We start from the raw sequence: 17,053 nt of genomic DNA, 5'->3' as shown, positions 1-17,053 counted from the left end.
AGAAAGTATAAGATAGTTTGGTGTCTAGAATCAGCTAGCATCACAAGACTAGTTAACCAAAGGAAAAAAGATTTACCTCACGTACTACTTTGTGCTTTTACGGTGAATTGAGAGCGCCTTGCGCTTTTCTTAAAAAGAAAGAATAGAAGGGTTGAATATCATGGTACAGCATTGGCAAGAGTTGCTTCCAGTTGACCGTTATGCAGTAGCTGCCAATGGTCTTTTACATGAATATGATCGAAAGGTTTTAACATTTTTATATCAGCCGCTCATTGGACCAGTATGTTTAAGTCTCTATATGACCTTTTGGGCTGAAATTGAAGAAAATCGTCTTTGGTCGCAATCAAATACGCACCACAGCTTGATGAACTTTATGAATATGAATTTAAGCGATATATACGATGCAAGAGTAAAGCTTGAAGGAATTGGATTAATGAGATCATATATGAAAAAAGAAGAAGAAAACCGATTGTTTCTATATGAGATTAACCCTCCACTTACACCTGAACAATTTTTTTTAGATGGCATGTTGAATATTTTTTTATACCGTAAAATCGGCAAAAATCAATATGTTCGCTTAAAACGATTTTTCAGTGATCAAAAAACTCCTCCTACAAATGATTTTAAAACGATTACAAAATCTTTTCAGGATGTATTTATGTCCATTTCTCCAAGTGCATTGACAGCAAATAAAGACGAGGAAGAAGGGCTATATAAAGAAGATGGGAACGTTTATATAGGACGAAATGAAACAGCAGGAATAAAGATCATTCAATCTGATTTCGATTTCGACCTTCTGAAAACAGGGCTTAATAATTCATTGGTTCCTAAAAAAGCCTTCACTGCAAAAGTAAATGAAGCGATTCAAAACCTTGCTTTCTTGTATGGGATCGATGCAATTCAAATGAAAAACCTTGTCTTAAACGCATTAAATGAGGATGATGAAATAGATATTGAAGAGCTGCGAAAAGCAGCACGAGATTGGTATCAATTTGAGCATCAGGACGAGCTTCCAACACTTGTAGATCGCATTCAACCAAGAATGCATCAAACCCAGGTTCAGGAGCCAAAAACAAAAGAGGAAAAACTGATCCATTATTTAGAGAACACCTCTCCTAGGCAACTGCTTACGGATATATCTGGAGGAGCAAAGCCCTCTAAATCCGATTTGCTTATTATTGAAGATGTAATGTTTCAGCAAAAACTTCTTCCAGGCGTCATAAATGTATTGATTCAATATGTGATGTTAAGAACGGATATGAAGCTATCAAAAGGCTATGTGGAAAAGATAGCTTCCCATTGGGTGCGAAAGAAAATAAAAACTGCAGAGGAAGCGATGAGTTTAGCTAAGAAAGAGCATCAACAATATTTGGATTGGGCTAATGGAAAAAATAAAAATGTTAGAAATAAATCGAAAAACAAATCTATTCGTACTGAAATGCTTCCGGAGTGGTTTAAAGAGAATCAGGATTCATCTGAAGCAGAAACAATCAATCATAGCAAAACAGACGATTATGAAAAGAAAAAGCTGGAATTAGAAGAGAAATTAAAGAAATATAGAAGCTAGGTGGTGACATTGCAAGATGGAAAAAATTAATGATACGATCAAACGATTAGCATCTAATACTAATTTTCAAAAGAGATACGAACAGATGAGACAGGAAATCATGAAGCATCCGGATGTACGAAATTTTTTAATAGCTCATAATTTTGAAGTAACTGAACAAATGATTGAGAAAAGCTTAATTAAACTATTTGAATATACGAATCAAAGCAAGGAATGCGGCCGCTGTGAAAATCTTGAAAGTTGCAAGAATATCATGCAAGGCTATCATCCTGAGCTTGTGTTGATCCGAGGTACGATTGATATCGAATATCACCGATGTCCAAGAAAGATCATGGATGATGAGCGGAAGAAAAATGAAAAACTGATTCAAAGCTTGTATATGCCTAAGGATATCGTTCGAGCTTCATTTAGCACAATAGAAACTTCACCAGAACGGTACGATGCGATTGATAAGGCTTTAGCTTTTGTCGATCAATATCGTACGGGTGTTAGGCTAAAAGGCTTGTATTTTTATGGCGAGTTTGGAGTAGGGAAATCCTTTTTATTAGGAGCAATTGCGAATGAGCTTGCGAAGAAAAAAATATCTACGATGCTTGTATACGTTCCAGAACTATTAAGAGAAATGAAAAGCTCTATTGGGGATGCTACTTTAAATGATAAAATGGAAACGATTAAAAGAGTGCCGGTTTTAATGCTTGATGATATCGGAGCTGAAACAATGTCAAGCTGGATTCGTGATGAAGTGCTTGGTCCGATTTTGCAATTTCGAATGTTAGAAAATTTACCGACTTTCTTTACCTCCAATTTTAATTTTCAAGAGCTTGAGCATCATTTAACCTATAGTCAACGCGGCGAGGAAGAAAAAATAAAAGCGAGAAGATTAATGGAACGGATCAAGTATTTAGTAGAACCGATTCAAGTGAATGGCCATAACCGTCGGATATAAAACGTAGTTTTCTACAGCATTAAAGAGTATTCAAAGCAAAGTGCAATGCACTTTGCTTTGAATACTCTTTTTTTTGCTTCTATTTTATACAAGTCTCCCATATATATGTAATCAGAGATATATGAAGGGGGGATTTGGTTGATTGAAATCATCTTCCAAAGCAAAGAGGATGCAGTGTTTTTTCAACAGCAGTTATCCTCTTACACATATAATCATTCTGTTCTTCCATTGGAAGATCAATATATAGTGAAAATTGAAAATCATTTTGAAGCGACTAGTGAGTTGAAGGAAATTTATTACCAATTTATTATGCGAAACAAACTGGATAGATGGGTACTAAATATTCTTGCTACACAATATTTTTTTGAAGATATGGAGGAACAGCAGCAAATATTGGATATTATTAACTCTGTAATAGAAGGTGAAAGGGAGGAGCTTACACGCTTTCTACAAGGATTGAATCTTGAACAATGCTTAAAAAATGAGATTGATTATATGTTTAAAAGCGAGGTTGCTTTTTCATTTGATTCCTTTGTTAAATTTAGATTGCGTTCCTTTATAAAGCAGCTGAAAAAATATATCGAAGTTTCTATTGATGAATATAAAATGGAACAGGAATATCAAATGTTTATTCATACACTCCGAAACTTTTTACTCGATCGACCTGCAAGATTGTCGCATTTACATTTACTTATTGAGGATGGAATCATTACTTTTTTTAATGAACAATTTTGTGAAATGAAACGTGCAGAATTAGTAAGAATGATTGATCGTAAGTTATTAATTAATCATCCGGTTTATGTTGACTCCATATCGATTGCCCCCTTATTGTCAATTGCACCTAGGACGATCTTTTTGTATACAGAGGATATAGAACAGCCATTAGTGAGAACCATTCAAAATATTTTTGAAGAGAGGGTTCAAACAAAATCTAAAAAAAGCTTTTACGATTTGAAAAAGATTTTCCCATCGCCTGTAGATGAAAATTGTCATTAATGTACTTGATTTTCCAATTTGGAAGAACTATAATTACGTACATAATAAAAGAAATCATCTAAAGGTTATGACGAGGACAATAGTGTTCTTTTACGGTTTTCAGAGAGGGAAGGCTAGGCTGCAAACTTCCTATCACGATTAGAATGCTTACCCCCTTTAAACTTTGATCAGGAAAATTGAATGGACTATATGTCATTCCCTTCAATGAGTAATGATTGACGGTTACTGCCGTTATCAGATAAACTAAGCCGATTATTAAGAAGAAAGCCATTTAAATGCATCTTGGCTGATTTAATATGATCGGAAATTAGGGTGGAACCACGTGCATAAAAGCTCGTCCCTTTGTTGGGATGGGCTTTTTTATGTAAGCAGAATTTTATTTCTGAAGTTAGATTACTGTCTAGCTCCAGCGCCTATCGACTATCAAACTTCAGGTCTTCTCCCTACGATAAGTCAACATCGATTCGCTAACGCTCATCGTGTTTCCTTTATCTCAGTCGAAGCCCCTCCAGTTTGTACGTCGATGATCAAGGCGCTTGCGCTTTTCTATTTTTTTTAGGAGGATTATTTATGTCAGAGTTGGTAAAGATCTCATTTCCTGATGGAGCTATAAAGGAGTTTCCAAAAGGTGTAACGACAGAAGAGATTGCGGCTTCAATCAGCCCAGGTCTTAAAAAGAAGGCGATTGCTGGAAAGCTAAGCGGACAATTATATGATCTGCGACGCCCAATTGAAGTGGATGGTGCAATTGAAATTGTAACCCAAGATCATGTTGATGCATTAGAAATATTACGTCATAGTACGGCGCATTTATTGGCACAAGCGATTAAAAGATTGTATAAAGGTGCAAAGCTAGGTGTTGGTCCAGTCATTGATGGCGGTTTTTATTATGACATTGATTTGGAACAATCTCTCACTCCAGAAGATTTGCCATTAATCGAGAAGGAAATGGCAAAAATTATTAATGAAAATATTGAGATTGTCCGTGAGGTAGTAAGTCGTGACGAAGCGATTCAGCGTTACAAGGAAATTGCTGATGAATATAAGCTTGAACTAATCGAAGCCATTCCGCAGAACGAAGATGTTACGATTTATGCACAAGGAGAGTTTTTTGATCTATGCCGCGGTGTGCATGTACCTTCAACAGGCAAACTGAAAGAATTTAAATTATTAAGCATTGCAGGTGCCTATTGGCGTGGAAATAGTGAAAACAAGATGCTTCAACGTATTTATGGAACAGCATTTTTCAAGAAAAGTGATTTAACTGAACATTTACGTCTATTAGAAGAAGCGAAAGAAAGGGATCACCGTAAAATCGGAAAAGAATTAAGTCTGTTTACAAACTCCCAAAAAGTTGGTCAAGGTCTGCCACTATGGCTGCCAAAAGGAGCGACAATTCGCCGAATTATTGAACGCTACATTGTTGATAAGGAAGTAAGATTAGGCTATGATCACGTTTATACTCCTGTTCTTGGAAGTGTCGATCTATATAAAACTTCTGGTCACTGGGATCATTATCAAGACGATATGTTCCCTGCTATGGAAATGGACAATGAACAGCTTGTTCTTCGCCCGATGAATTGTCCGCACCATATGATGGTGTACAAAAATGATATGCACAGCTATCGTGAGCTTCCGATACGAATTGCAGAGCTTGGTTTAATGCACCGTTATGAAATGTCTGGAGCTTTATCAGGATTACAGCGTGTCCGTGGAATGACGCTTAATGATGCCCATATTTTTGTTCGTCCGGACCAAATCAAGGATGAATTTAAGCGAGTGGTTAATCTTGTAATGGAAGTTTATAAAGACTTTGATTTAAAGGAGTACTCGTTCCGTCTATCTTATCGTGATCCTGCTGATACACATAAATATTTTGATGATGATGAAATGTGGGAAAAGGCTCAAAGCATGTTAAAGGAAGCAATGGATGATCTTGGCTTAGACTATTTTGAAGCAGAGGGTGAAGCGGCTTTCTATGGTCCTAAGCTGGATGTTCAAGTGAAAACAGCCTTAGGTAAGGAAGAAACTTTATCAACTGTCCAGTTAGATTTCTTACTGCCAGAACGATTTGATTTAACATATGTCGGTGAAGATGGGAAACCTCATCGCCCAGTTGTTATCCACCGCGGGGTCGTTTCAACGATGGAGCGTTTCGTAGCTTTCTTAATTGAAGAATACAAAGGTGCCTTCCCTGCTTGGCTTGCACCAGTTCAAGTCCAAGTGATCCCTGTATCGCCGGACATTCATTTTGATTATGCGAAAAAAGTTCAAGAGGAGCTGCAAAAAGAAGGCTTCCGTGTTGAGCTAGATGAACGAAATGAAAAAATCGGCTATAAAATTCGTGAAGCGCAAATGCAGAAAATCCCATTCATGCTTGTGGTTGGGGATAAAGAAACAGAAGAAGGCGCTGTAAACGTTCGTAAGTATGGTGAGCAAAAATCTGAAACGATGTCTCTTCAATCCTTTATTTCCTTACTAAAAGGATGATTCTTAAAAAGATGGAGAAATAGCTGAGAAAAAAAGTGTTGCAACTTCTTAATGAATTTGATAAAATTTTTCTCGTTGTAATAAACAAAAGCGGAAGCGCCTTGATTAGCCCTGAAGAAAAATGTTCTTATGACTCAAAAAGTGTTTTTTACTTTTAGTGGCATAAAGTTATTTTTCACAAGGGCTAGGCGCTAGAGCTGGACGTTAATACATTTCTATTGAAGTTATCAACAGGCAACAAATTAATTGTTTCTTTAAGGAAATAAAGTTTGTTTGACTTTGCATAATGTAGTGTGATATAGTAACTAGGGTAAATTGAATATAACTTTGAGGAAAAGAAGAAGCACCCGCTTCTCACCTGATTGACGCGACTAGTTGTTGGCAGGTTTACGTGAACAATTAACATTTTTTATTCGTTTTCGTAAGTGTGGGTGATATTCATCCACACTTTTTATTTTGATGAATAATAGATCTGCAGCCGTTTACTATTTTTTCTCGCGATTCAACAAGAGGAGTCAGGTTTAAGCTTTGTATTTAGAATGAGAGATTGGAGTAATGGACTAGTCTCGTACGTTATTATACATTTCTTGACCCGAACGTTGTATTCGTATAAAACCTTGGAGGTGTCTAACTATTAGCAAAGATATGTTGTTAAACGAGGGTATTCGTGCCCGCGAAGTTCGTCTCATTGACCAAAATGGCGAGCAGCTTGGAATTAAATCTAAGAATGAAGCACTTGAAATTGCTGCCCGAGTAAATCTTGATCTTGTATTGGTTGCACCGAATGCTAAGCCGCCAGTAGGCCGTATTATGGACTATGGAAAGTTTAAATTCGAACAACAGAAGAAAGAAAAAGAAGCTCGTAAAAATCAAAAGGTTATCAATATTAAAGAGGTGCGTTTGAGCCCAACTATTGATGAGCATGATTTTAATACGAAGCTGCGCAATGGAATTAAGTTCTTAGAAAAAGGCGATAAAGTAAAAGCATCGATCCGCTTTAAAGGTCGTGCAATTACACATAAAGAGATTGGTCAACGCGTGTTAGTTCGATTTGCAGAAGCATGCAAAGAAGTTGCAACTGTTGAATCACATCCGAAAATGGATGGACGAAGCATGTTTATGGTCTTAGCACCTAAAAACGACAAGTAAAGAGGAGGAATACCAAATGCCAAAAATGAAAACACACCGCGGCGCTGCAAAGCGTTTCAAGAAAACTGGATCTGGTAAATTAAAACGTTCTCACGCTTATACAAGCCACTTATTTGCCAATAAATCTACAAAACAAAAACGTAAACTTCGCAAGGGAGCATTAGTTTCTACAGGCGATTATAAACGTATCCGTCACTTATTAGACAATATTTAAGCCATTTTCGAAAATAGGAGGGAAATCTCATGCCACGTGTTAAAGGCGGTACAGTTACGCGCAAGCGTCGTAAAAAAGTTCTAAAATTAGCTAAAGGTTATTTTGGTTCAAAACATACATTATATAAAGTAGCAAATCAGCAAGTAATGAAATCCTTAATGTATGCTTATCGTGATCGTCGCCAGAAAAAACGCGACTTCCGTAAGCTTTGGATTGCTCGTATCAATGCAGCTGCTCGTATCAACGGTCTATCTTATAGCCGTTTAATGCACGGATTAAAAGTTGCTGGTATTGAAGTAAACCGTAAAATGCTAGCTGAGTTAGCAATTGCTGACGAAAAAGCTTTTGCTGAATTAGCATCTGTTGCTAAGCAAAGCCTAAGCAAATAATAAACATAAACGCCATTCTCCATGAGGATGGCGTTTTCGTATATACAAAGGGGAGTATTAAAATTGTTGAATGCCATCTTTCTTCTCGTTTTAATAGTTATAAATATTATCGGATTTTATATCATGATGGTTGATAAAAATAGGGCAAGAAGAAAGCAATATCGAATTCGTGAGAAGCATTTATGGATCATTGCTTTTTGCTTTGGGGCAATCGGCATGACTGTGGGGATGAATGTATTTAGACATAAAACAAAGCATGCTCAGTTCAAATTTGGATTGCCATTACTTGGAATGATTGAATCTACAGCCATTTGTTATGTTTTATTAATGTAATTATGAATTCGTTAGTAAAAACAACGTCCAGCAAACTGAACGTTGTTTTTAAATACTCTAGTTTTTAGCTAAAAATTCTTTTATTGGACTTTTCCAGTCAATTTTAGCGTTAGGATAACTATCCATGATTTTTTGCTCAATAAAAAGAAAATCGTCTCGAACCATTCCTTGCAGAGAGGCGATATTTTTTGGCCAAACGAAAACGGATACCACTTCAAAAGCATTTGAGGTAGTACCTAAGTACTTTTCTCCCTCAAATAGCACACCATTATAAGTGAGATGAAAATTTTTTCTTGCATTCTTTTGATCATCTAAAAAATAATATCGTTTTTGTTCATGAGCTAGTTCGAGCTTTCTCATAGGGTTTATCAAATATTTAAAACCTTTGTAGATAATAAAAAAGATAAGAGCAAATAATAGAAAGCGGATGAACCACATCATTACAAGCACCTCCGTTAAAGTTTTTCTGTACAGGGCTGATTGGATTAAAAGTGTAAATGCTATTAAACTGTAAAGTATGGTTCAAAAGGAAGAAATCTCCTAAATACAACGATCTGATTATTTACGTTTCAACTGAAAAAAAGTTTCAACTTTTCTACAATTTGATATAATTTTTTGTAGAAGAAAAAAAGAAGTGGGAGATAAAATTATGAATGTAGAAAAATTATTTTCAATGCAAAAAGCACTTGACCAGCATATAGAAAAAAAACATAATTTGCAGGAAGAAAATCTTTTCAATCGAAAAGTATTAGCTTTATTAGTCGAGATTGGTGAGCTTGCTAATGAGACACGCTGCTTTAAGTTTTGGAGTGTAAAGCCTTCCTCAGAGCAGTCTGTGATTTTAGAAGAGTTTGTGGATGGAGTGCACTTTATCCTGTCGTTAGGATTGGAGAAGGGATTCCAAGAAATTACTGAGATATTGGCTTCCGAAAACAAACATGTATCCATTACGGATCAATTTTTATATGTCTTTGAAGCCATTCAGCAATTTAGTGGAAATCCTTCAAAGGATACATATATAACGATGTTTCAAGCTTATTTAGATTTAGCTATTTTATTAGGTTTCAGCCATAAAGATATTGAAGATGCATATATGAAAAAAAATGAAGTAAATTATGAAAGACAGAAACAGGGATATTAAGCCTATTTTTGTTTTCTGTTAGTAGACTTTAGTATAATGAGGAAGAAACTACATATTAAGGGAGTCGAAATAATGGCTAAATTAGATGAAACGCTGACGATGCTAAAAGAATTAACCGATGCAAAAGGGATTCCCGGGAACGAACGGGAACCTCGTGCGGTGATGAAAAAATACATTGAGCCATTTGCAGATAAAGTGACCTATGACCATTTAGGCAGTATTATAGCTAAAAAAGTAGGCAAAAAAGGCGGCCCAAAAATCATGGTTGCAGGCCACTTAGATGAAGTAGGTTTTATGGTGACACAAATCGATGATAAAGGCTTCCTGCGTTTTCAAACGGTTGGCGGCTGGTGGTCTCAGGTTATGCTTGCGCAACGAGTGACGATCGTCACTCGAAAAGGGGATCTAACCGGCGTTATTGGTTCAAAGCCTCCGCATATTTTACCTCCTGAAGCTCGTAAAAAACCAGTCGAAATTAAAGATATGTTCATTGATATTGGAGCCTCAAGCAGAGATGAAGCAACAGAATGGGGAGTAAAGCCAGGAGATATGGTAGTCCCTTATTTTGAATTTACAGTTATGAATAATGAGAAAATGCTTCTAGCTAAAGCTTGGGATAATCGAATTGGCTGTGCGATTGCGATTGATGTATTAAAGCAATTAAGTGGTGTAGAACATCCTAATGTTGTTTATGGGGTAGGAACAGTACAAGAGGAAGTTGGTCTTCGCGGTGCACGTACCTCTGCACAGAAAATCGAACCAGTCATTGCATTTGGAGTCGATGTCGGCATTGCTGGCGATACACCTGGAATTTCTGAAAAAGAAGCATTAAGCAAAATGGGAAAAGGTCCGCAAATCATCATATATGATGCATCCATGGTTTCTCATAAAGGATTGCGCGACTTTGTTACAGATACAGCTGACGAGCTAGGCATCCCTTATCAATTTGATGCTGTGCCCGGTGGTGGAACAGACTCTGGCTCCATCCATCTTACTCATAAAGGTGTTCCAGCCTTATCCATTACAATTGCTACTCGCTACATCCATTCTCACGCAGCTATGCTGCATCGAGATGACTTTGAAAATGCCGTCAAGCTCATTGTTGAGGTCATAAAACGATTGGATCAAGAAACGGTAGATAGGATTACATTTGATTAACAGGAAAAATCTGTCAACTTTGGTAGCAGCTCCCTTCCTTATGAAAGTTGAAAAAGGGGTGTGGTTCATTTGACAATAAACAAATTAGTAGTGAGTTTATTTTTTTATTCACTTACAGTATTATTCTTGTACGCAATTGGCTATGCATTTGATGTTGAATGGCTCATGTTTCATAAAGAAACCTACTTTTCAGACGGATCATTAAAAGAATCTTCTGGTTCGGTTATTCCTTTCTTCTTATCGTTTCCTGTTTTTTTGTTGATGGTTAAGAGACGGATTTTTCACGGTAATATTTAAGTACTCTCATAATGATAAAAAGGGAACACTTTACAATGATAAAGTGTTCCCTTTTGTATCGTTTATAATCTACATGATGGATGTTAACGCAATCCGCCTTCAAGTGTTTGAAGCATTTCCACTTTTTCTTCTTCAGATGCGTTTTTCCAGATGATTTCAAATAGGACTCCAAGGCCCGGAAGCATTTTTTCTTCTCCGTTTTGAATAGCATCGACAATCGTTGCCTTCAACTCGTCCTGTGAATTACCGCTAACATTATGAATAATCGCATTTCGTAAATTTAAACTCATAAAAATAAAACCTCCTATAAATTTATTAACCTTATTATCATTTCTATTTATGGATTTATTATGTATTGTTGATAAGATATAATAAAAAAACTGGTGCAAATGAAATTTGTCAAAAGGAGATACAGCTTTGAAGTTCATTGAGTCTATTAAAAACCCTCAAGTTAAACAATGGAAAAAACTATTAACGAAAAAAGAACGTGATAAAACAGCGGCTTTTTTAGTGGAAGGCTTCCATCTTGTCGAAGAGGCTCTTTATTCAAATAAAATAGTGGAATTAATCGTGGATGAGCAAATAAAGCTTCCTTCAAAATGGAAGGTTGGAGAAATTCGGACTACTTTGGTTACGAGTGAGATTATACACTCTTTATCGGATACCGAAGCTCCTCAAGGTGTAATCGCTGTTTGCAGGCAAAATGAATCAACATACTCTATTGAAAAAGGGAATTCATTTTTACTTATTGATGCTGTGCAGGACCCAGGGAACTTAGGAACAATGATTCGAACAGCGGATGCTGCCGGCGTTGATGCAGTTTTGATTGGAGAAGGAACGGTAGATGTCTATAATCCAAAGGTTTTACGCTCTGCACAAGGAAGTCATTTTCACTTGCCGATTATAAAGGGAAATCTAATCGAGTGGATAACGAAATTAACAGATGAACATATTCCGGTATATGGGACAGCATTAGAAAACGGAAAGGATTTCAATCAAGTTTCTTCCTCTGAAAAAGGCTTTGCTTTAATCGTGGGGAATGAAGGAAATGGGGTAGCAAAAGAAATTCTGGCTTTGACAACGAGCAACCTATATATACCGATCTATGGAAAAAGCGAGTCGTTAAACGTGGCGGTTGCAGCAGGAATTCTTCTTTATCATTTACGTAAATAATTTTCTAAACAATTGAATCTTTAAAAATTATATATTATAATGGAAAGCAAAATGCATGATAAAAGCAACGACGGAGAAAAGTAGCTTATTCATCCCGATTAAGGAAGAAAATGCCATTGACTGCAAGCATTTTTATCGGAAAATAAGCGAAGTTCACCTCCCGAGCTGGCATCGGGACCATGATCTTAAAGTATTAGTTCAAAAAGGAATACAACTTTTTGGAACAATCTTTAAATAAGAGATGTAAAGATGCCCCGGCAATAGCCGTTATCCGAATGAAGTGACTAGATTTAATGGTCTAGTTATAAGGGTGGTACCGCGAAATCAAAACCTCGTCCCTTTTTGGGATAGAGGTTTTTTATTTTGTCAAAAATGGTCATGCGATAAATAAGATTAAAGGAGGAAAAGCAATGCAAGAAAAATTACAAGCCCTTCAAACCGAAGCCCTTGAAAGTATTGAAAATGCTGATAGCTTAAAGGCATTGAATGATATCCGTGTATCCTATCTTGGAAAAAAAGGACCTATTACAGAAGTTCTGAAAGGGATGGGAAAATTATCTGCTAAAGAACGTCCGAAAATGGGTGCGTTAGCAAATGAAGTTCGTGATGCGATTGCAGCAAGTGTTGCCGAAAAGCAAAAGCAATTAGAAGAAGCTGCAGTAATTGAAAAATTATCTTCTGAAACGATCGATATCACTCTTCCTGGACGTCCAATTAAGACTGGGAATCATCATCCACTTACAAGAGTCATTGAAGAGGTCGAAGATTTATTTTTAGGGATGGGCTATACCGTAGCAGAAGGACCAGAACTTGAAACAGATTATTATAATTTTGAAGCACTGAACCTGCCGAAAGATCATCCAGCTCGAGATATGCAGGATACTTTTTATATTACAGAAGAAACTTTGCTTCGCACTCAAACCTCACCTGTTCAAGCGAGAACAATGGAAAAGCATAAAGGGAAAGGTCCGGTCAAAATTATTTGTCCTGGTAAAGTGTACAGACGTGACAATGATGATGCGACCCATTCTCATCAATTTATGCAAATTGAAGGACTTGTTGTAGATGAAAATATTCGCATGAGCGACTTAAAGGGAACTCTTGAGGTATTTGCGAAAAAAATGTTCGGAGAAGACCGTGAAATTCGTCTTCGCCCTAGCTTTTTCCCATTCACGGAGCCGTCTGTTGAAGTCGATATTTCCTGTAAACTTTGCGGCGGAAAAGGCTGTAGAGTTTGTAAGGGAACCGGCTGGATTGAAGTTTTAGGATCAGGGATGGTTCATCCTCATGTGCTTGAAATGGCGGGTTTTGATTCCAAAAAGTATACGGGATTTGCGTTTGGAATCGGTGTAGAACGCATCGCGATGCTAAAATATGGAGTGGATGATATACGTCATTTTTATTCTAATGACATTCGCTTCTTAAAACAATTTTCAATGCATGAATAATAATCTTGGTAGGAGGAAATACACATGTTTGTTTCATATAAATGGCTGCAGGATTATGTGGATTTATCTGGAGTTACAGCAGCTGAACTAGCCGACAAGATCACAAAGAGCGGGATTGAGGTAGAAGGCATCGAAGTTTTAAACGAGGGCATTAAAGGGGTAGTGATTGGGCATGTTTTAGAGCGCGACAAGCACCCTAATGCTGATAAGCTGAATAAATGTCTTGTTGATATCGGAGCAGAAGCCCCTGTTCAAATTATTTGCGGGGCACCGAATGTGGATAAAGGCCAAAAGGTTGCGGTTGCAACAGTCGGGGCTGTGCTTCCAGGCAATTTTAAAATAAAAAAAGCGAAGCTGCGCGGTGAAGAGTCTAATGGGATGATTTGCTCCCTTCAAGAATTAGGCTTCGAAAGCAAATTAGTGGCAAAAGAATTTTCTGAAGGCATTTTTGTTTTTCCAAACGATGTTCAGGTTGGGGAAGATGCTCTAGCTGAGCTGCAAAGAGATGATCAGGTTTTAGAGCTTGGCCTTACACCTAACCGTTCTGACTGCTTAAGCATGCTTGGAGTAGCGTACGAAACAGCGGCTATTCTTGGAAGAGAAGTGAAACTTCCTTCGATTGAATATGCTCCTGCAACAGCGAAAGCATCTGATTTAATTAACGTTAAGGTTGAACTAAAGGAAGATGCACCATTATACGTTGCAAAAGTCATCAAAAATGTTAAAGTAGCTCCTTCACCTTTATGGCTGCAAGGACGATTAATGGCAGCTGGAATTCGACCGCATAATAATGTTGTCGATATTACAAATTATGTTCTACTTGAATATGGCCAGCCACTTCATGCTTTTGATTATGATCGTCTTGGTTCAAAGGAAATCCTTGTTCGTAGAGCTCAACATGGAGAGGTAATTGAAACGTTAGATGATGTAAAAAGAGAATTAACTGCTGACCATCTAGTTATTACAAATGGGAAAGAGCCTGTTGCTTTAGCAGGTGTCATGGGTGGAGCAAATTCAGAGGTTCAATCTGATACAACAACGATTTTACTTGAAGCAGCTTATTTTAGCCCTCTAATAATTCGAAAAGCATCGAAGGATCACGGATTAAGAAGTGAAGCAAGTGCGCGTTTTGAAAAGGGTGTAGATCCTAACCGAGTTCGAGCTGCAGCAGAAAGAGCAGCACAGCTAATCGCTTTATATGCTGGGGGAGAAGTGCTTGAAGGGACAAGTGAGGCTGATACGCTAACAGCAGAGCCAGCTGTTGTCTCTATTACATTAGAAAAAGTAAATCGGGTATTAGGAACTAAATTAACGATTGAAGAAGCAGCTGCTATTTTTAATAAACTACAATTCCAATCGGTTATTGACAACCAGACCATTACGGTAACTGTTCCAACTCGCCGTCAAGATATTACAATTGAAGAGGATTTAGTAGAAGAAATTGCCAGACTTTATGGATATGATAATCTTCCAACAACTTTGCCTATCGGGTCTTTTACTCCAGGAGCTTTAACGGAATATCAACAAAAACGACGCGTAGTACGCAGATTTTTAGAAGGTGCAGGATTATACCAAGCAGTTACTTATGCTTTAACAAACGAAAAGAAAGCAAGTCAATATGCGCTTGAAAAAAGAGAGCCAATTCGACTTGATATGCCAATGAGTGAGGATCGCAGCATTCTTCGATTAAGCATTGTGCCACAGCTTTTAGAGGTACTAAAGTATAACGTTGCTCGTCAAAACGACAGTGTAGCGGTTTACGAAACTGGTGTGGTTTTCCTTTCTGACAATTCTTCAAAGCTGCCTGAAGAAAGAGAACAATTAGCAGGAGCGATTACCGGATTGTGGCATTCACATGTTTGGCAGGGTGAGAAGAAGCCAGTTGATTTCTTTGTGATAAAAGGAATTCTTGAAGGATTATTTGCCAAGCTAGGCTTAGAAAACAAAGTAGAATACCGTAGAGGAAATGTGGAAGGAATGCATCCAGGAAGAACAGCAGAAGTATTCCTTTCTGGTGAATCGATCGGTTTTGTCGGTCAAATTCATCCACAAGCAGAAAAAGAGTTGGATTTAAAAGGAGCTTACGTATTTGAGCTTTCCTTGAAAAAAATGTTAGAAGCTGATGTTGAACCATTAAAATATGAAGCGATTCCTCGTTTCCCATCTGTTACACGAGATATCGCCTTAGTTGTCGACAAAGAAAAAGAAGCAGGAGAGCTTCAAAAGATTATTATCGAAGCAGGCGGAAGCCTATTAAAAGAAGTAATTGTCTTTGATTTATACGAGGGTGAACGTATGGAGCCAGGCAAAAAGTCCATCGCCTTCTCACTAAAATATTTTGATCCTGAACGTACCTTAACAGATGAAGATATTACAAAAGCACATGATAAAGTATTAGAAGCTGTAAAAGACCAAGCTGGTGCAGTTTTAAGAGGATAGTTAATAAGGGAAGAAGCAGTCGGAATATGGCTGCTTCTTTATTTTTTATGGTATGTGCTTTTCTCGATTGAAAACGGCTTCTCATTTGAAGTAGGCGCTTTCACCCGGAAAGTAGACGTTTTCAAACAAAATAGAGACCGCTTTCACAATTAAATCCCATTCCTTTTACTAATCTTCAACGCTTTTTCCGTATTAGCAAAATGTAATTTTACAAATTGAGGAAGGGAGTCCCGTCCTTTTTCCTTAATTATGCGAGCGGCAGCGACGTCAACCTGTGAACCAGCACCTTTTGGGATTGTAAAGCCTGCCTCATCACTTAATTTTTCAAAATGCTTTACAAAAGCATAGCGAGCTATAATCGAAGCAGCAGCGACTGCGAGGTGAACGCTTTCTGCTTTCGTACTGAAATAAACATTCTCCCTTTGAATCTTTTTTTGGCCTTTTAAATAGTTAAAATAGATTTCTTTTTTTGCGAATTGGTCAATAAGAATCGCTTCAGGCTTTTCACTCTCTAGTTTAGTTAGAACATGAAGAATGGCCTGATTATGTAACAGGGCTTTTAATTTTCCTTGAGACATTCCGGATTGCTGGAGTTGATTATATTTTTCATTGTGAAGTGTTAATAAGCTGTATGGAACAATCGGAATGATTTGTTTAGCGATTGCTGAAATTTGATCGTCCTTTAAGTTTTTTGAATCTTTAACTCCAAGTTCTTTTAATAATGGAATATGTTCTTTTTTTACATAAGCAGCTACAACTGTAATCGGTCCAAAATAATCACCTGTGCCGACTTCATCTGAACCAATAACCGACATGGCACTAATATTAGATGGGAAGGATGTATCTGAATTTGAAACTGATTTATTTGTTTTCTGCTTAGATGGTAATCCATTTCCCCATTTCCCAGACTCCTCTTCGCTTCCGCTGCCCTGAAATAAAACTTTTCCAGATTTATATGCAGTAATTGCGCAGTTGGAGGTTTTTGCAGCGAATATACTTCCTGGCGGCAATTTACCTAATAAATTTGATTCATAATATTTTTTCATTTTATTGATATCATTTATCGCTAATTGAAGTACCACTTGGCTCAATCGTATCTCTCCTTTTTCATTAGTTAAGCATAACTTTTGGAATGCAGACTGATGTCTAGCTTCGACGTACAGGATGTACTAGTGCCGATGTTGCCACAAAACGTGGCGTACTTAATCGGCCAGCGCCTATCGACTATCAAACTTCAGGCCTTCTCCCTACGATAAGTCAACATCGATTCGCTATCGCTCATCGTGTATCCTTTATCACGTTTTAACGGGCAG

Annotated in this window: 17 protein-coding genes and 3 other annotated features; of the genes, 14 read left to right on the top strand and 3 right to left on the bottom strand. The window is 37.3% G+C overall.

Going from position 1 to position 17,053, the window contains the following annotated elements:
- The first annotated feature begins 160 nt into the window (after positions 1-160).
- The 8 genes from FDO66_RS07340 (at position 161) to FDO66_RS07305 (ending at position 8,084) form a co-directional block, all read left to right on the top strand.
- The gene (locus FDO66_RS07340) at positions 161-1,567 is read left to right on the top strand and encodes a replication initiation and membrane attachment family protein (protein WP_141431994.1); all 1,407 of its coding nucleotides are present in this window, start codon (positions 161-163) and stop codon (positions 1,565-1,567) included.
- A 16-nt stretch (positions 1,568-1,583) separates the two neighbouring features.
- Complete coding sequence (gene dnaI / locus FDO66_RS07335; RefSeq protein WP_141431993.1) at positions 1,584-2,513, top strand: primosomal protein DnaI; 930 nt, start codon at positions 1,584-1,586, stop codon at positions 2,511-2,513.
- Positions 2,514-2,651: 138 nt separating this feature from the next.
- On the top strand, positions 2,652-3,509 hold the full coding sequence (ytxC, locus tag FDO66_RS07330) for a sporulation protein YtxC (protein ID WP_141431992.1): 858 nt from the start codon (positions 2,652-2,654) through the stop codon (positions 3,507-3,509).
- Positions 3,510-3,567: 58 nt separating this feature from the next.
- Positions 3,568-3,854 (top strand) — a binding site (T-box leader).
- A 225-nt stretch (positions 3,855-4,079) separates the two neighbouring features.
- The gene (gene thrS / locus FDO66_RS07325; RefSeq protein ID WP_141431991.1) at positions 4,080-5,999 is read left to right on the top strand and encodes a threonine--tRNA ligase; all 1,920 of its coding nucleotides are present in this window, start codon (positions 4,080-4,082) and stop codon (positions 5,997-5,999) included.
- A 329-nt stretch (positions 6,000-6,328) separates the two neighbouring features.
- Positions 6,329-6,459, top strand: a sequence feature (ribosomal protein L20 leader region).
- Between the two features lie 185 nt (positions 6,460-6,644).
- A complete protein-coding gene (gene infC / locus FDO66_RS07320) occupies positions 6,645-7,148 on the top strand; it encodes a translation initiation factor IF-3 (RefSeq protein WP_141431990.1) in 504 nt (167 codons plus the stop codon).
- A gap of 16 nt (positions 7,149-7,164) precedes the next feature.
- A complete protein-coding gene (gene rpmI, locus FDO66_RS07315) occupies positions 7,165-7,362 on the top strand; it encodes a 50S ribosomal protein L35 (protein ID WP_141431989.1) in 198 nt (65 codons plus the stop codon).
- A gap of 29 nt (positions 7,363-7,391) precedes the next feature.
- Entirely contained in the window at positions 7,392-7,751 is a 360-nt protein-coding gene (gene rplT, locus FDO66_RS07310) for a 50S ribosomal protein L20 (RefSeq protein WP_141431988.1), read from the top strand.
- Positions 7,752-7,814: 63 nt separating this feature from the next.
- A complete protein-coding gene (locus tag FDO66_RS07305; RefSeq protein WP_258535645.1) occupies positions 7,815-8,084 on the top strand; it encodes a DUF1294 domain-containing protein in 270 nt (89 codons plus the stop codon).
- A 57-nt stretch (positions 8,085-8,141) separates the two neighbouring features.
- Here FDO66_RS07305 and FDO66_RS07300 read toward each other — a convergent pair whose 3' ends face one another.
- Positions 8,142-8,525 carry a sigma-w pathway protein ysdB gene (locus FDO66_RS07300; protein ID WP_141431986.1) on the bottom strand — a complete coding sequence of 128 codons (384 nt, stop codon included), beginning with the start codon at positions 8,523-8,525 and terminating at the stop codon, positions 8,142-8,144.
- A 208-nt stretch (positions 8,526-8,733) separates the two neighbouring features.
- Here FDO66_RS07300 and FDO66_RS07295 point away from each other — a divergent pair, with 208 nt between their 5' ends.
- The 3 genes from FDO66_RS07295 to FDO66_RS07285 all read left to right on the top strand — a co-directional run bounded on the left by FDO66_RS07295 (position 8,734) and on the right by FDO66_RS07285 (position 10,680).
- Complete coding sequence (locus FDO66_RS07295) at positions 8,734-9,225, top strand: dUTP diphosphatase (RefSeq protein ID WP_141431985.1); 492 nt, start codon at positions 8,734-8,736, stop codon at positions 9,223-9,225.
- A gap of 72 nt (positions 9,226-9,297) precedes the next feature.
- A complete protein-coding gene (locus tag FDO66_RS07290) occupies positions 9,298-10,383 on the top strand; it encodes a M42 family metallopeptidase (RefSeq protein ID WP_141431984.1) in 1,086 nt (361 codons plus the stop codon).
- 69 nt (positions 10,384-10,452) lie between these two features.
- Positions 10,453-10,680: a hypothetical protein gene (locus FDO66_RS07285; RefSeq protein WP_141431983.1), complete on the top strand. Its 228-nt coding sequence runs from the start codon at positions 10,453-10,455 to the stop codon at positions 10,678-10,680.
- An 83-nt stretch (positions 10,681-10,763) separates the two neighbouring features.
- Here the strand turns inward: FDO66_RS07285 and sspI are convergent, their stop codons facing one another.
- Positions 10,764-10,970, bottom strand: a complete 207-nt coding sequence (sspI, locus tag FDO66_RS07280) for a small acid-soluble spore protein SspI (protein ID WP_141431982.1) — start codon at positions 10,968-10,970, stop codon at positions 10,764-10,766.
- 127 nt (positions 10,971-11,097) lie between these two features.
- Between sspI and FDO66_RS07275 the strand changes: the two genes are divergently transcribed.
- From FDO66_RS07275 to pheT, 3 genes are all read left to right on the top strand, one after another.
- On the top strand, positions 11,098-11,853 hold the full coding sequence (locus FDO66_RS07275) for a TrmH family RNA methyltransferase (RefSeq protein ID WP_141431981.1): 756 nt from the start codon (positions 11,098-11,100) through the stop codon (positions 11,851-11,853).
- 58 nt (positions 11,854-11,911) lie between these two features.
- Positions 11,912-12,196, top strand: a binding site (T-box leader).
- Positions 12,197-12,263: 67 nt separating this feature from the next.
- A complete protein-coding gene (pheS, locus tag FDO66_RS07270; RefSeq protein ID WP_141431980.1) occupies positions 12,264-13,301 on the top strand; it encodes a phenylalanine--tRNA ligase subunit alpha in 1,038 nt (345 codons plus the stop codon).
- Between the two features lie 24 nt (positions 13,302-13,325).
- Positions 13,326-15,740 (top strand): phenylalanine--tRNA ligase subunit beta, encoded by a 2,415-nt coding sequence (pheT, locus tag FDO66_RS07265; protein ID WP_141431979.1) that lies wholly within the window; start codon positions 13,326-13,328, stop codon positions 15,738-15,740.
- Between the two features lie 149 nt (positions 15,741-15,889).
- On the opposite strand, the gene rnhC is transcribed toward pheT, so the two are convergent.
- The gene (gene rnhC / locus FDO66_RS07260) at positions 15,890-16,831 is read right to left on the bottom strand and encodes a ribonuclease HIII (protein ID WP_141431978.1); all 942 of its coding nucleotides are present in this window, start codon (positions 16,829-16,831) and stop codon (positions 15,890-15,892) included.
- Positions 16,832-17,053: the final 222 nt, after the last annotated feature.

The organism is Bacillus sp. 03113 (assembly GCF_006546985.1).
Classification (GTDB): Bacteria; Bacillota; Bacilli; order Bacillales; family Cytobacillaceae; genus VATK01.
Note: the sequence above shows the minus strand (reverse complement) of the source record. Positions and strands in the feature narration are given on the sequence as shown.